This is a genomic window from Bacteroidota bacterium (genome assembly GCA_021300195.1).
In the GTDB taxonomy this organism is placed as follows: domain Bacteria; phylum Bacteroidota; class Bacteroidia; order J057; family JAJTIE01; genus JAJTIE01.
In genome coordinates, this window is the sequence record JAJTIE010000033.1 from 32,774 (window position 1) to 48,532 (window position 15,759).

A 15,759-nucleotide genomic window follows, 5' to 3' on the forward strand; every position below is an offset into this window, starting at 1 on the left:
TAGCGTACGGCTCTCTCCAACCCCGGCTATTCCCGCAGGCCCCGCTGCAACTCGCGCTTCGCGTCTCTTTCCTTCAGGCTCTCGCGCTTGTCGTAGGCCTTTTTGCCGCGAGCCAGGGCAATTTCTATTTTCACCAGCCCCCTGTCGCTAAAAAATAGGCGGATCGGGATGATGGTAACGCCCGCAATCTGGCTTTCCTTAGCCAGCTTTTTCAGCTCGCGCCGGGTGAGCAGGAGCTTGCGTGGGCGCAGGGGCTCGTGGTTAAAGAACTGGGCCGACTGCTCGTAGGGCTGGATCTGCAGGTTTCGCAGGTATAGTTCGCCCTGTTCGAAGGCACAAAACGCATCCTGCATCTGCACGTTGCCCAGCCGCACGCTTTTTATCTCGGTGCCTAGCAGCTGGATGCCGGCTACAAACTTTTCATCAAAGTGATAGTCGTGGCTTGCTTTCCGGTTTTGAATGGTGGGGGCCATATTGGCCTGCTTCTTTTTCTGGGCCATGGCTATAGCTGCTTATTTTCGGCAAAGGAGTAGTACTGCGCACCGGCAATAATGATGTGGTCTAGCAGCTGAATATCGAACCAGTTTGCCCCCTCCTTTAGCTTAATGGTGAGTGCAATATCGGTGCCGCTAGGCTGTAGGCTTCCGCTGGGGTGGTTGTGGCTGATAATCAGCCCGGTGGCCATCAGGTTGAGTGCCTCCCGGAAAATAATCTTGGGGTCGATAACCGTGGAGGTGCTGCCTCCGCTACTCACACGCTTTTCGCCAATGATCTGGTTTCGGCGGTTGAGGAAAAGGACGTAGAAGATCTCGTGGTCCAGGTCTGTCATACGCGGGCTGAGGTAGGCCGCTACGATGGCGGGATCGTTGGCAAACACTTCGCGCACCTCAGTCAGCTGTTTGCGCTTGGCTAGCTCAAATGCCGCTACGATGCTGATTGCCTTGGCAGGGCCAATTCCTTTGATAGTGGTCATTTCTCGTAACGTGCAGCGGGCTAGCCGGTGCAGGCCACCAAAGTGCTCGATCAGCTCTCGGCCTACAGCTACGGCACTCCGGCTAGGGGTACCACTCCCGATCAGGATGGCGATCAGTTCCGCCTCGGTAAGAGCTTCAGGGCCCTTTTCTACGAGTTTTTCACGCGGGCGGTCTTCTACGGCCCAGTGATTAATCGGTTGTTGGTACTGCATGGCGGGGGAGAAAATGAGCGAACCGCTATTCTCACGCACACACAGGGGCAGTCAGCATCTGCACGGTCGTGCAGCAGGCCAGGCCTGCGGGGCAGCCCGCCCGCACCAGGGGAGGTGCTGCTAGGAGGCCAGCTTGTTTACGTAGCGGGTTATACGCGCCTTGTAGTTGGCGGCCGTACGCTTGTGTATGATGTTTCGGTTGGCCAGGCGGTCCAGCTGGCTATTCAGCTGGGGGATCATGGCAGCCGCTTCTTTCGCATCGGTCATTTTACGCACTTTCTTCATCAGGTTGCGCGCGGTTACCATACGGGTGCGGTTGCGCAGGCGGGCCTTGGCCGTCTGGCGCATTCTTTTGGCTGCCGATTTAATATTGGGCATAGTACTACTCTTTTTACGAAAGACTGCAAAGTTAGAAGAAAAAACACGGATCCCCAAAGGTTTTTTCACTTGAATCTGGTCGTGTTTTTGGCGCCAAATTTGGGGCAACGTCGAGCAGGGGCGTATATTTAGGTGCTGTTACCAATCATGTGTATTTGTTCTCCATGGCACTGCCTATGCGGTATATCCTGATTTTCATGCTCGTGTGGCTTAGCCCCCTGCCAGGCCATGGCCAGGCCCAGCGGCTAGGCACTGCTCGCCTGTTTCTATTCCAGAACGGCCTGGCACTCAATCTGGAACAGGGCAATCTTTCCTTTCATCAGCGGCGTGTAACCATAGAAGACTTTCCGCGCGCGCAGTTTGGGGCCTTTTGGCTAAGCCCGAATGCTGGCTACAGCATCCTGAAGACTGTGTACAGGCCGGATACGGTACTACACACCGCCGAGGCCCGAACGCTTTTTGAAATCCTGAAGGCCAATGTGGGCAAGGATGCGCGTGTAACCTACAAGGTGGGCACAGAGCTGGAGGATGCGGACGGCCCGATCTTGCCATTCGGCTTCGAAAGCGACCTGGCACGTATCCGGCGCACCACAGGCGGCACCATTTTTATCCATAAAGACCAGATACAGATGGTAAGCATACAGGCCAACCTGCCAAACACCCACTACCAAGAGGGCAAAATAGGCATGGCCACTACGGTGGAGATCGACAAAGATTTCGCCTTTGCCCCCCTGGATGCCCTGTATTTTCAGGAGGGCTTCAGCTGGGTGCCAGACTATAGGCTGGGCCTGGGCAAGGCAGAGATGGCCCAGCTAGGCATGAAGGCGATTGTAACCCACAGCGGGAGCGCAGTGGATGAAACCGAGATAAAACTGGTGATAGGCAGCCCTACCCCCAGCGGGCACCCCTCGCTGGATGCCTGTGCCCGAGCGCTGATTGGGGCCCTGCCTGGCCAGCACTTTCCGCAGCCCATAGTGCCACACGAGCTGGTGCAGGTGGTGCGCGACACCGCCGCACAGGCCCGTGCGCAGCAGAGCCTGTGCGCCTATACCAACCCAGACCCCACCCAGCCAGGCACCCTATACGTGCTAGACGCGGGAAAGGCCTCGCTGGATGTAAATGGGAAGGCGTATCTGCCCGCACTGGAGGCAATGGTGCCGGCAAAAAAGGGTTTTCGGTGCCAGATACCGAACTTTATCGACACACTGAATCGGGCAGACCTGTCCACCCCTGCCTATACGGCCGAGGTATACCAGCAGCTACAAATCAAAAACTCGCTGGAGATACCCCTGCTGGCCGGAGCCCTGCACATAGCCGATGTAAATGGCCAGCCCCTGACCCAAGCCCTGCTACCCTACCTGGCACCCAAAGACTCCTGCTGTATACAGCTGCCTCAAAGCGCAAAACTCCTGGTGCAGTGCGACGAAAATGTGTACATAGCCGAGGCGCGGGCGCGGCTAGAGGATAAGAGCACTGCCGACCGAATAACCATGCGGGGCCTGATCCGGATAAAGAACGTAGACAAACAGCCTGTACAGCTGACGGTGCACAAGCAGCTGATGGGATTGATAAACCAGCAGACTGGGGCCACCCTAACCGAGGAAGACCAGAAAATAGGCCGAAACGTGCTGAAGACCCTGCAATGGACTGTTGTAGTGCAACCCGAGAGCACCTACCAGCTGCCCTACGAATACGTATTCTACCGCTAATGCCCCTACAGCCCGAGCACCCTACCCTCTTTTTTGGCACGCACAACCGGAACAAGGCAGCCGAGGTACAGGCCATGGTGGCCAGCCACTTCCGGCTGTGCATGGCTGCAGACATGCCGGGTGTGGCCGAACCCGAAGAAACAGGTAAAACCCTGAAAGAAAATGCGTTATTGAAAGCCCGGGCCTACCACCGGGCCACGGGCCTGCCCACCCTGGCCGATGATACCGGCCTGGAGGTGGCAGCCCTGGGCGGCGCACCCGGCGTGCACAGCGCCCGCTATGCCGGGCCGCAGGCCGGTGCCGAAGCCAATATGCAGCGGCTGCTACAGGCACTGGCAGGGCAGGCGCACCGGCAGGCACGCTTCCGCACCGTCTTTGTCTACATCGATTCAGCCGGGCAGGCCCACCAGTGGGAGGGCATCCTGGAGGGACATATCCTGGCGGCAGCCAGGGGTAGCCAGGGCTTTGGCTACGACCCCATATTCTGCCCACTGGGCAGCACCCGAAGCCTGGCCGAGCACAGCCCCGAAGAAAAAAATGCCATCTCGCACCGGGGCATCGCGCTACGCGCCTTTGTAGCCTGGCTGCAGGCACAGGGCACATAGGCGGTCTCGGGGCACGGGCAGCAGGGCTGTGCGCACAATTGCCCAACAGGCAGGGTGTGGGTACGTGGCTACACAAACATCATTCCTGCCGTAGCAGGGTGCTGGGTGCCTGCCAGGGGGTGAGCACCAGCTGCAGGGTCTGGGGGCTACGTGTGGGGTCGTAGCTGATGAGTAGCAGCGCACTGGAGCTGGCTGCGGCCAGCGTAAACACCGTGCGCCCACCGCCCTCCTCCAGGGCCGTGAGGCGGGTGCCCGCCACCCGGTACTGCCCCTGGGTGGTGCTACCCAGCAGGCGGATGCGAAAGCTCCCATCCTTGTCGAACACAAACTCGCTCTGGGTACGCAGGCTGTCTATCTGCCGCGCCAGGGCCACACGGCGGCGTGCATCCTGTATTTCCTGGGGGTCGTACTCCACCCGGCTAAGCTGCCACCTGCCAGGCACAAAGGCGCCCAAACCTGTAAGCTGAAAAGCGGGCACCAGGGTAAAGCGGTAGTCGGCATCGGCCACCAGGTCGTGCAGGCGTAGCCGCAGCGTATCGGCCCGCTGCAGCTCTATCCACAGCGTGTCGGGACGGCTGGCACCATGCTCTGTAAGGATGTAGGCCGGGCTTGCCTGCCAGGTGCCCTGCTCGGGCTTGCCACCCGGCAGGTCGAATAGATAGCTGCTGTCTGCCCGAAAAACAAAACGGGCCTCCTGCCGCAGCTGCTGGATGCTGAGCTGTACCTGCGCACGGGCCTCTGCGGGCAGGCTATGCAGGTCGTAGCCGGGGTCGTAGGCCTCCAGCCGCCACTCGCCACACAGGGGGCACGGCTGGGCCACCGCTCGGGCAGGCACCCCCAGCAGGGCACAGCCCACCAGTAGGCATAGGCCATGGAGAAACAAATACATACGCAAAGATAACGCCCCGCGGGCCGCTTTAGCGCATGAGGTTGGCCTTCGGGCATACCGAATAGCAACCATACCGGAGATCAATGCGACTACTCGGCCTCATTGCCTGGTTCATTCTCGGAAATAAGCAGGCACAGCCACGAAAAACACACGAAACAGGTGTGATGGGGCGTTTGTTTTACGAAATTGGGGTATGAAAATTCCTTTTGGCTACCTGCTAGCAGCCTGCCTGTACACGCTGCTTCCTGTGTGCGTGCACGGCCAGTGCTACTACTTTGCCGAGGTGCAGGATGTGCAGCGGAGCGACAGCAGCATAAGCCGAAAAGTATACTTCACCCAGCTGGCTAGCTCGGCCAGCTGCATAGATGAAGCCGAGGTGTTTCGGCACGTGCGGCTCGCATGGTTCCACCTTACACGCAACCCCAACCTCTCTGCCGGGCAGGTCAGGATACTCGGGCCATTTCGAGACGAAGACTTTGCCATGCAGCAATATATTGAGCATATTGGGGCTGTAGATGATGCGCCAGACAAGCACTTGCTCACGCTTAGCCTACCCTAGCCGCCAGGACTGGCCAGGGTGGCTCTGCCGTATCCCTGCGGGGCTGCTGGTGCTGCTGCTACTGGCAGGGCCACTGGCACAGGCGCAGCAGATAACGGCGCAGCTACACCTGAGCAACAAGGAGCCAGAGCCCCTGTGGTTTGAGTACGTGCGGGCAGACGGCGGCTTGGCCACGCTTAGCTATATGAGCAAGCGCAGCAGCCGCTACCTGGGCATCTACAAGTACGACGAGTCCTTCCGCCGCACGTGGGAGCGGCAGGTACTCCAGAACTCCAATCGGCTTGAGATTGTGCACTTCACGGTACTGGGCGAGCGCATTCTACTGTTTGTGGGCGAGCAGAACCCCGGAGAGTCCACCCAAACCCTATACTACTACGCCTACAGCCTGGATGGCACGGCTGAGGCCGAACGGGTACCCCTGCTGACTGCACCCAAGAAAGAGGCCCTACGCAGCAGTCTGCGCTTTGTACACAGCATAAACAAGCAGCTGCTGGCCTGTGTGCAGCAGTTTCCGCACGACGCTACCGACCGCCCCATACGCCTGGCCTACCACCTGTTCCAGCAGGGGCAGCCCGGCCCACGCAGCTACGAGTTCGACCTGCCCTACACCGGCACAGATGCCTATGAGCTAAAGGAGGCAGAGCTAAGCAACAGCGGAAACCTGCATGTGCTTGCCAAGAAGGAAGCCGGTAGGCGGCAGCCTGCCAATGATGTTCGATACGTGCTGGCGCGCTACCGGATAGCAGATGAGCAGGTGCTGGAGACCCCGCTGTATTTTTCGGATAGCCTGATTACCGACCTCACCTTTCAGCTAAGCCCGAGCGAGGAGGTGTTTATGGGCGGCTTCTACAGCCGCAGCCAGGCCGACCAGGCGTATGGGCTGGTTTTTGTGCGGCTGGACTCGGCAGACCACGCCATGACCGTCAGCAGCTTTACCCCTTTCAGCACATCATTCCTGGGGCGCTACCTGAATGAGCGGCAACTGAACCGGGGAAACGCCCTCACAGACTTCTATCTGGATAAAATCATTCTGCGTAGCGATGGGGGCATGCTCTTTCTGGCCGAGCAGTTTTATCTGACGTACGTAAACTACTACGATGCCTACGGCTTCCTCTCTTACCAGGAGGAGTATCACTATGATGATGTAGCGGCATTTTCTGTATCTCCGGCCGGTGAGGTGGAGTGGCATGCGCTGGTACCCAAGAGCCAGGCGGGCCAGAGCCGGATGGAGCTTAGCTACTTCCCGGCCATTGGGCCTGCCGGTGTATATGTATTCTTCAAGGCCTATCAGCGTAAGATAGGTACCCATCTGTACTATCAACGCATCCTGCCTGATGGCACGGTGGAACCCGCGCAGGTATTTATGGGCCAAATGCGGGGAGCAGATATTTTTTACCGCCCAGCCTGCGAGCAGATCACCAACCGAGAGGCGGTGCTGGTGTACCGGCGAGACGGGAAGTTCTCCCTGGTAAAGATTCGACTGGAAGAGTAGCCCGGCTGCGGTAGTGTTTGCTGCCGGCCGGGAGATCTATCTACCTGGTTTGTCTTTAATCTTCTTTTTCTTGGGGGCTGGCTTGGGTGCAGGCAGGGCCCGCTGCTCAATAAGCTGCTGGCGGTCTCGCTCAGCCTGCTTGCGGGTCTCGTCCGGGTCCAATTGCTCCATTTGGGGGTGATAAACGTCTACCTCTTTGAGCAGATAGAAGAAGCCCTTTCGGTTATTGTGCACGCGCTTTATCCAGGCCAGGGCATCATAGTCTCCGGCAGGGCCGTAGCGTCGCTCCTGCTGCACAGCCAGGCTATTTGTGTCTTCGCTAGCCAGGTAGTTGCTCTGCAGGTGGTCAAAAATCAGCATCTCGCTCAGCCGCTTGCTACGCGGGTCGCGCACCTGGCCCAGGTTCAGGCTGAAGTGGGTATTGTCGCTATACTTGAATACGCAGCGGCTTTTGGGCACTTCGGAGAAGTAAAAGATGGGGGCACCAAACTCGATCTTCAGGGGGTCTTCCGCATCCGGAAAGGTAATGCAGTCGATGATCTTATAGTTATTCTGCCTGTTGTGCCCATTGTAGCCCAGAACGACGTAGTAGCGCACCTTTTTCTGCCGCATTTTGCCACTCATTCCATCTTTCTGGGCGTACTTGCCCTGGTAGGTTAGCACGCCATAGTCACTATTCTTGGGGTGATAGTACAGGGCACCCAGCCATTTGGTTGGGTTTAGTATTTCGTTCTCAATGGTTGGCGTGCGGTCCACCCGGTCATTCAGTACGACCACGGCATAAGTCACGGCCCCTGCCTGCTGTATGGGCCGCTGTACAAGGCCAAAGTGGTAGTAGTTCTGAACCTGCTGCAGGCTATCCTGGTCTACCAGTACCCAGGTGAAGAGCCTGAAGCACTCGTCCTCGGGATAAATGCGCGAAACGGTTTTGATTCCCGCAAAGGGATAGGCATAGCTATCGGCCCGCTTTAGCACCTCGCTCAGCATCAGGATAAAGCGGCCATTCACGTAGTCTTTGTAGGGGCCTACGGGATGATTCAGAATGTCCTGGCCCATTGCAGCCAGCTCGGCCTCTATCTCTGGCAGCGGGGCTGTGCGCAGCCGCTCTTGCTCGTCGGGATAGAGCGCCACCCGGTTTTCGTCCTGTGCATGTGCGGCACCGCAGGCAGCTAGCAGCAGCACGCTATAGAGTAAGGTTCGGAAAAAAAGCTTACGCATGGCGAACAGGTGAGCAGAAGGCTAAAAGGAGAGGGTGGTGGTGGGTAGCAGCCTGCGCAGGGTGGCACGCTCGGCCTCTACCAGGGGGTTTCCCTGCAGGGAGAGCGACTTCAGGTAGGCCAGCTGATACACGTCTGTGGGGATCTGGCTCAGCTGGTTGTAGCTCAGGTCTAGCAGTCGCAGCTCCTTGCACAGATACAGGGCAAGGGGCAGCTCATACAGCCCGTTGTGTGCCAGGCCTAGCTGCTGCAGCTGCTGTAGCTGCCCCAGCGAGGCGGGAATCTGGCTCAGCTGGTTGTAGCTCAGGTCTAGCTGCTGCAGCCCAGTCCAGGCGTCCAGGCTGGCGGGCAGCTTCAGCAGCTGGTTGTGGCTCAGGTCTAGCTGCGCCAGTGTCGGCATCTGGCTGGCAGAGGTGGGCAAGCGGGTCAGCTCCGTCTGCCGCAGGTGTAGGGTTTGCAGCCGGGTGCAAGCCTCTACCGCAGTGGGCCAGGCGCCCAGGGGGTTTCCGGTCAGGTCCAGCTCGGCCAGGGAGGTATAGCCGCTGCATAGCTCCGGAATCTGGGTCAGCCGGTTGCCACCCAGATTCAGGTAGGCCAGCTGCTGCAGCTGTGGTAGGCTCTCCGGTAGCTCCGTCAGGCCCGTATAGGCCAGGTGTAGCCTGCGCAGGCCGCGCATGCGGCCTATCCCCTCGGGCAGGCTGCCCAGCGGCACATGGGCCAGGCTGAGCACCTCCAGGCTATCCAGGCTAAAAAGCGCATCGGGCAGCTGCACCAGGGGGTTGTGGTCCAGCTTCAGCTGCTGCAGCCTGCGAAAGTGGCCAATGGCATCGGGCAGCTGGCGGATCTGCTGGTTGCTCAGGTCTAGCATCAGCACCCGCTCCGGCTCGCGTATGGCAGCCTCCCAGCTGGTATACAGGCCATTGCGCTGGGCCAGGCCGTAGGTGCAGAGTGCACCTGCCAGCCACATGGATACCAGCATACCTAGTCGAAAAGCCCTTTTCATCTGCATACAGTTTAGCTAAAGTGGGGTGGGTGCTAGGAACCCCCTGGCACACCGGGTTTGGTGGGCTTTGCGTCCGTCGAAAACGCATAACGCTGCCGCAGGTAGTCGTCGTAGTGGTCGGCATAGTTGCCCACGCGCAGCAGCATGGCCATAGCCTCGGGTTTGTCCATTCCATCCACTTCGCGTATCACCTTTAGCCACACCCAGTCATTATACAGGGTGAAGGCTACGCCATACAGGGTATCATTTATCTGCAGCAGCTCGCGAAACAGCGTGTCGGCCCCCTCGTCGGGCACAGCCACAACGGGCGATACCACCTGGTAGTAGCCGCGGCCATCGCGCTCGAAGAAATCAATCCAGACCGAGGCCGAGCCCTTGTTCAGGTTGTACTGCCCGGTCTTTTCGCCCCTACAGTTAGCTGGCTGCACGCCCAGATCCTGTATGCAGGCCTCTACCATGTCATAATACGGACGGAAATCGATCATGCAACAAGTATACGCATTTCGGCCATAAGCCCGTGGCTGGCTGGTCTGGCTGTGGTGGATAGTAGTGTTTGCGCCCCGCCGAATCTTTGCCGAATTTTAGACCCCACATCATGATGACAGATACGACCGAATTCCTGCAGGCCCTGAACCCGGCCCAGCGCCAGGCGGCCATGCACACCACTGGCCCAGCCATGATTATAGCCGGTGCCGGCAGTGGCAAAACCCGCGTGCTGACCTACCGGCTGGCCTACCTGCTGCGCCAGCACCTGGCCGACCCTTTTGAGCTACTGGCCCTCACCTTTACCAATAAGGCAGCGAAAGAAATGCGCGAGCGGATTGGCAGCATCGTGGGCGGGCAGGCACGCAGCATCCAGATGGGCACGTTTCACTCGCTCTTCAGCCGCATCCTGCGGGCCGAGGCCGAGCACCTGGGCTATACGGCAGACTTCACCATCTACGATGCGGAAGATAGCCAAAACCTCATCAAGGCGCTGATAAAGGAGCGCAAGCTGGATGATAAAAGATACAAACCCCGGGTAGTGCAGAGCATCATCAGCAATGCAAAAAACTGGCTGGTAAACCCCGCCCGCTTTGAGAAAGAACATGCTACGGATGAATTTCAGGAACTGGTAGCGCAGCTGTACAAGGAGTACAACGAGCGCCTGTTCAAGGCGAATGCCATGGACTTTGACGACCTGCTGGTAAACATGGTGGTGATGCTGGACACGCACCCAGACCTGCTGCACAAGTATCAGCACCGCTTTCGCTTCATCCTGGTAGATGAGTATCAGGATACGAACTTTGCCCAGTACACCATCCTGAAGAAGCTGGCCGCCGTGCACGAAAACCTGACGGTGGTGGGAGACGATGCCCAGAGCATCTACAGCTTTCGGGGGGCAAACATCCAGAATATCCTGAACTTTCAGAAAGACTACCCGGATGCCAAGGTGTACAAGCTGGAGCAAAACTACCGCAGCACGGGCACCATTGTGCAGGCAGCCAACAGCATTATTGCCAACAACAAGTATCAGCTACAGAAAAACGTATTTACAGAGAATCCGGTGGGCGAGCCGATCCGGATCCTGACGGCTGCCAGCGAGCTGGATGAGGCACAGCGGGTGGTAGACAGCCTGCGCGAGCAGAAGATGGTGCACGGCTACTACAACCGCCACTTTGCCGTGCTGTACCGCACCAATGCCCAGAGCCGGGCTATAGAGGACGGCCTGAGGCGGGCCAGCATACCCTACCGGGTGTTTGGCGGCCTCAGCTTCTACAAGCGCAAGGAGATAAAGGACGTACTGGCCTACCTGCGCCTGGGCCTGAACCCCCATGACGAGGAGGCCTTTAAGCGGGTGGTAAACTACCCCACACGCGGCATTGGCGATACCACCCTGGAGCGGCTGCTGACAGTGGCCCGTAGCCAGGGCACCAGCCTGTGGGAAACAGCCCAGAACGCAGAGGCCCTGGGCTTGGGCAGATCGGCTGCTGCACTCCAGCTATTTGTTACCCTGGTGCAGAGCTTCCAGGCCATGGCACCCACCGAGCCTGCGCACGAAACCGTAACCTACGTGGCACGCCACAGCGGCATACTGAAGGAACTGCATAAAGAAAACACACCCGAGAGCCGAAGCCGATGGGAAAACGTGCAGGAACTGATAAACGCCGCACGCGAGTATACGGAGAACGAGGCCGTGACAGACAAGAGCCTGAAGGGCTTTTTGGCTGAAATTGCCCTCTACACAGATCAGGACCAGAAGGAAGAGGAAAACCCCGACTATGTAACCCTGATGACCATACACGCGGCCAAGGGGCTGGAGTTCAAGAGTGTATTTGTGGTGGGGCTGGAGGAGGACCTGTTCCCCTCGGCCATGAGCATAAACAGCCGCGAAGACATGGAGGAAGAGCGGCGGCTATTCTATGTAGCCGTAACGCGGGCCGAGGAGCGCCTGGCCCTTACCCACGCCCGTAGCCGCTTCCGCTTTGGCAGCCTGACGCACCCGGAGCCCAGCCGTTTTCTGGACGAGGTGGACGAGCAGTACGTAAAGCGCAGCCAGCTGCCTACCGAGCGGCCCGACAGCCCGGCCATACCCAGGCCCGAGGCACGCGGCACGGGCCGCATCATCCCCACCAGCCGCATAGAGCAGATACCGCCACGGAAGCAGGCAGAGCAGGCGGCAGCCACCATACCCGGAGACTTTAAGGCCAGCGACCTGGAGAAGCTGGCTGTGGGCCAGGCAGTGGTGCACAACCGCTTTGGCAGTGGCCGGGTGGTAGAGCTGGATGGCGAGGGCAGTGGCCGCCGGGCTATCATCCACTTCAAGGTGGGGGGCAAGAAAACCCTCATCCTGAAGTATGCCAAGCTGATGATACAGGACTGAGACGATCCACTGAGACGATCCAGGCCCGGCCAAACGGCCCACAAATGCAGCTAAGACCCCCAAAAGCCATGCCGGAAATGTGCCGGATGAGCAAAACGGGCACACCCCCGCAGCAGGAGAAAGCGCCCGGCTGGGGCTGCACCTCCTGCGGCTAGTCGGAAATCAGATTCCAAGTGCTTACCCGAACATCGGGGCCGCTTCCGCCAGTCGTGCGCCCTTGTATTATCAGAGTTTGCCAACCCGTGGACGGGACAGAACCTAAGCCGACCGTAAAGGTGGAGAAAACAGTGTTGGTAAGTGTGATTTCCGACGAAGTAGCAGTCCCCACGAGAAACCGGACTCGTCCGCTTGGGGTGCCACTCCCTGATATACGGGCATTTACAGCCAGCTGCACGTTGCCAGTACCCGGGCTGATGTATACCGGACCGCTGTATAGATTAGTCCAGGTGCCTGAACTCGTTGTTGCCTCATCCGGTTCAAAATTGCTGGCCAGGCTTAGGCCGCGGCCTGCCACATAGCCGCTGATGTCGGTATCGCCATTGGGCTCCACCCGTATGTGGGTGGTGTTATCCTGCCTAAATATCAAAACGGGTGCTAGATCTGTTCTTTGAACAGCCAGTATGTCCCAACCATACTGAGCAGTACCAGGCGCAAAATCCGTCCCGTTGGTAATGCGAATACCCGTTGCGGTGTTCGCATCCCGTGAAGGAGATCCTACCTTTAGCAATATATTCTCCGCCCCAGCCGAGCCGGTGGTATTTGCGCCGATATCTAACTTGTGACGCGCATTTTGATTGTTTATTCCCACATTGCCGTCGTATCTAATTTTCATCACATCGGTAACACCCCCACCGGCCCCACCCACCTGAAGGTAGATATTGCCGCCATTGACACCGGTGTTAGTGGTGGTATTGCTGCCGCTTCTGATTATCACATCCCCGCCGGGGATAATGTCGTTCGTTCCGTGTGTGAAGCTACCCGCAACTAGCTGCAGGTCACCACCATCACCCGTGCTGGATCTACCTGCTTGTACCCGCAGGTTCTGCCCGTCGCCCGTCGTATTGTTATCCACCCCGATAGTATGGGATGCGGTGCTGGTAAAGCCGATATTCCCACTCAGGCCCAGCTGCTCGCTGGGTGCGGTGGTACCTATGCCCAGCCGCCCGGAACTGGTGTAGATCAATTCCGAGGCATCGTCAACGGTAGTAGCGCTGGTCCAGTAGGTCAGTCGGTTGGCTTGGCCGCCGCTCAGGCCACCAGGGGCTTGCCAGGTGGCTTTGCCAGCCGCATCGCTGGTCAGCACCTGGCCAGCAGCAGCCCCGTTGCCCTGCAGGCGCAGGGTACCCACTATATCCAGGTCTATGGGGGCGGATGTGCTGCCCATGCCTATCCTGCCCGTCGGCTGGATGCGCATGCGCTCGGTAGTTCCGTTAATGGTGCCGGTGTGAAAATAGATGGTCCCTCCATCAAGAGCAGCAGATCCGGCACTTGTAGCACTCAGGTTTTGTCCGCTTATTACGTATACATCTCCACCTGGCAACACGCTTGTTGAGTGGTTAAAGAAACCGCCCTGAAGATAGAGGTCGCCTCCCCGCCCAGTTGGATGATTTGAACCTCCGCCTGTTACGAACATCGTGCCACCCGTTCCCCCAGTTGAGCCGCCAGCCACTAGTTCCAGGGTATTGCCATCGCCGCTGGCATTATCTTCTATGTCTATCCGATGGAACGTCCCAGCCGTAAAGGCCAGGTTTCCACTCAGGCTCAGCTGCTCGCTGGGGGTGGTGGTGCCTATGCCCAGTCGGCCCGCATTGGTAATGGTCATTCTCGTGGTGGGGGTGGTGGTACCGTTTGCTGCAGTCTGAAACTGGAGGCTACTACCCCTTGCGCCGGTGCTCCAGTTTTGGTCTGCACTGGCTACTATGGCTGCGCCGGTAGCAAGTACTACTCCGTCTGCACCCGTGAAACCAACTGTACCCAGGGTGGCACCGTTGGTAACTACACTACCCCCACCGATCGCCCCGATTGTACTACCCAGCACATGCCCAATGTTTAGTATAGCGCCCGAGGCAGCGGTAGTTGAGTAGTTGGTCAGGTTGGCAACAGTGGCGTTGGACTGCACGTCTAGAATGGTGGTGGGGGCTGTGGTGCCGATACCCAGCCGGCTGTTGGTGTTATCCCAGGTCATGCCCGTATTGCCCATCGTGTTGCCGCTAGTCCAGTAGGGTAGGCGGCCGGTGGTGCCGCCGCTCAGGCCGCCGGCGGGCTGCCAGCTGGCTACACCATTGGCATTGCTGGTTAGTACCTTGCCATCGCCCTGTGTGCCATCTACCAGACGCAGGGTGCCATCCAGGTGCAGGGTATGGGTGGGGGTGGTGATGCCACCTATGCCTATGTTGCCACTCTGGTCAACAATCATACGTAATGCGGGCACGGTCGAATTAACTGCGGTGGTATAAAAGCGTAGGCTGGTACCTCGGTTAGTTCCACTCCAGGGCTGAACGGCCTGGGCCTCGATACTGCCACCCGTACCAAATGTGCTTCCATTTGCGCCATTGAAGTTAATTATACCCAAGACACTGCCATTATTGATGGGAGTTGTGAAATTCCCTATGGTGGCATTTGGCGAGCTGCCAAGATTAAAGGTGGCAGCGGAACCAGCATATCTCTCTATGTTTATTTCTGCATTGGAGCCTTTCACATCCAGCGCAGCGGTAGGGGATGTAGTGCCTATGCCCAGCCGGCTGTTGGTGTTGTCCCAGGTCATGCCGGAATTACCTATCGTACTCGCGCTGGTCCAGTAGGGTACGCGGCCGGTGGTTCCGCCGCCCAGGCCGCCGGCGGGCTGCCAGCTGGCGTTTCCCTGGTTATCGCTGGTGAGCACCCAGCCAGCTGTAGCACCGTTTTCCATGCGAAAGGTACCGCCACTACCGATGTGCAAGCTCGCGCTGGGGGTGGCGGTGCCTATGCCCAGGCGGCCCTCCTCGGTAATACGGGCACGCTCAATAAAGTTGGTTGCGGTGCTATTATTAGGCCCTCCTACCTGGAAAATAATATCTCCCCCGTCGTCAATCCCGTCGATCAGGTTGCCGCCCGACCGCAGAATCACATCGCCGCCATCTGCTCCAGAAACCGTCGCGTTATACCCGTGTCCGGCCGCTATCAGCACATCGCCGCCCGGAACGGCAAAAGCTATGCCCGCCGCATTTCCGGCCCGTATCTCCAGGTTATTACCGGCCGTATTGCCGCTTTGGGCTTCTACCCGTATGGCTCGGGTGGCGCCCCTGGTAAACAGCAGGTTACCATTCAAGTTGAGCCGTTCTGTGCTCGTCGAGGTGCCTATGCCCAGCCGACCATTGGTGTTGTCCCAAGCCAGGTCTGTGGCAGCTGCCACAGCGGACGGCCCGGTCCAGTAGGTCAGGCGGTTGGGGGTACCACCGCTTAGCGTGCCGGATGGTGCGGGCTGCCAGCTGGCAGTTCCGTCGGCATCACTGGTCAGCACATTTCCATTGCCCTCGTTGCCATCTACCATGCGTATCTTGCCCACTACGTGCAGGCGTTCGGCGGGAGCCGTGGTGCCTATACCCAGGTTACCCGTCTGGGTCAGGGTCATCCTCGTGTTATCTGTAAGGGCTGTAGGATCGGTTACATCGCCTGCAGAGAACTTCAGCTTTTGCTCATCCGAGTCATCAAGAAAAATGGCTGCATCCTTGTCATCCGTCAGTGTGTACAGCCTAATGATGGCATCTCTATTGGTCCTACTGTTATACAGCGTAAGCGACACATCCCTGTCAGTACTAGCAGGATTGAACACCTCTAGATTCCAACGCGGATCAGTGGTGCCGATACCCACATACGCTG

General features: G+C 58.5%; 13 protein-coding genes. 5 read left to right on the top strand and 8 right to left on the bottom strand.

Annotation, left to right across the window (positions count from 1 at the left end):
* Positions 1-26 precede the first annotated feature (26 nt).
* From smpB to rpsT, 3 genes are all read right to left on the bottom strand, one after another.
* Positions 27-500 (bottom strand): SsrA-binding protein SmpB, encoded by a 474-nt coding sequence (gene smpB, locus LW884_08285; protein ID MCE3008325.1) that lies wholly within the window; start codon positions 498-500, stop codon positions 27-29.
* Between the two features lie 2 nt (positions 501-502).
* Positions 503-1,186, bottom strand: a complete 684-nt coding sequence (radC, locus tag LW884_08290) for a DNA repair protein RadC (protein MCE3008326.1) — start codon at positions 1,184-1,186, stop codon at positions 503-505.
* Positions 1,187-1,306: 120 nt separating this feature from the next.
* On the bottom strand, positions 1,307-1,564 hold the full coding sequence (gene rpsT, locus LW884_08295) for a 30S ribosomal protein S20 (GenBank protein ID MCE3008327.1): 258 nt from the start codon (positions 1,562-1,564) through the stop codon (positions 1,307-1,309).
* 164 nt (positions 1,565-1,728) lie between these two features.
* Between rpsT and LW884_08300 the strand changes: the two genes are divergently transcribed.
* Together LW884_08300 and rdgB are read left to right on the top strand one after the other, a co-directional pair.
* The gene (locus tag LW884_08300) at positions 1,729-3,273 is read left to right on the top strand and encodes a hypothetical protein (protein MCE3008328.1); all 1,545 of its coding nucleotides are present in this window, start codon (positions 1,729-1,731) and stop codon (positions 3,271-3,273) included.
* Positions 3,273-3,878: an RdgB/HAM1 family non-canonical purine NTP pyrophosphatase gene (gene rdgB / locus LW884_08305; protein ID MCE3008329.1), complete on the top strand. Its 606-nt coding sequence runs from the start codon at positions 3,273-3,275 to the stop codon at positions 3,876-3,878. The genes LW884_08300 and rdgB overlap by 1 nt, the downstream gene beginning before the upstream one ends.
* A gap of 79 nt (positions 3,879-3,957) precedes the next feature.
* Here the strand turns inward: rdgB and LW884_08310 are convergent, their stop codons facing one another.
* A complete protein-coding gene (locus tag LW884_08310) occupies positions 3,958-4,767 on the bottom strand; it encodes a hypothetical protein (GenBank protein ID MCE3008330.1) in 810 nt (269 codons plus the stop codon).
* A 193-nt stretch (positions 4,768-4,960) separates the two neighbouring features.
* Here LW884_08310 and LW884_08315 point away from each other — a divergent pair, with 193 nt between their 5' ends.
* Together LW884_08315 and LW884_08320 are read left to right on the top strand one after the other, a co-directional pair.
* A complete protein-coding gene (locus tag LW884_08315) occupies positions 4,961-5,326 on the top strand; it encodes a hypothetical protein (protein ID MCE3008331.1) in 366 nt (121 codons plus the stop codon).
* A 49-nt stretch (positions 5,327-5,375) separates the two neighbouring features.
* Positions 5,376-6,818 (top strand): hypothetical protein, encoded by a 1,443-nt coding sequence (locus tag LW884_08320; protein MCE3008332.1) that lies wholly within the window; start codon positions 5,376-5,378, stop codon positions 6,816-6,818.
* A 36-nt stretch (positions 6,819-6,854) separates the two neighbouring features.
* Here the strand turns inward: LW884_08320 and LW884_08325 are convergent, their stop codons facing one another.
* From LW884_08325 to LW884_08335, 3 genes are read right to left on the bottom strand one after another with little or no spacing between them, the layout of a single operon-like run.
* Positions 6,855-8,036 carry a hypothetical protein gene (locus LW884_08325; GenBank protein MCE3008333.1) on the bottom strand — a complete coding sequence of 394 codons (1,182 nt, stop codon included), beginning with the start codon at positions 8,034-8,036 and terminating at the stop codon, positions 6,855-6,857.
* 21 nt (positions 8,037-8,057) lie between these two features.
* Positions 8,058-9,044 (bottom strand): hypothetical protein, encoded by a 987-nt coding sequence (locus LW884_08330; protein MCE3008334.1) that lies wholly within the window; start codon positions 9,042-9,044, stop codon positions 8,058-8,060.
* 26 nt (positions 9,045-9,070) lie between these two features.
* The gene (locus tag LW884_08335; protein ID MCE3008335.1) at positions 9,071-9,523 is read right to left on the bottom strand and encodes a YbjN domain-containing protein; all 453 of its coding nucleotides are present in this window, start codon (positions 9,521-9,523) and stop codon (positions 9,071-9,073) included.
* A 110-nt stretch (positions 9,524-9,633) separates the two neighbouring features.
* On the opposite strand from LW884_08335, the gene LW884_08340 reads away from it, so the two are divergent.
* Entirely contained in the window at positions 9,634-11,901 is a 2,268-nt protein-coding gene (locus LW884_08340; GenBank protein ID MCE3008336.1) for a UvrD-helicase domain-containing protein, read from the top strand.
* Positions 11,902-12,052: 151 nt separating this feature from the next.
* Here LW884_08340 and LW884_08345 read toward each other — a convergent pair whose 3' ends face one another.
* Entirely contained in the window at positions 12,053-15,682 is a 3,630-nt protein-coding gene (locus LW884_08345) for a hypothetical protein (protein MCE3008337.1), read from the bottom strand.
* Positions 15,683-15,759: the final 77 nt, after the last annotated feature.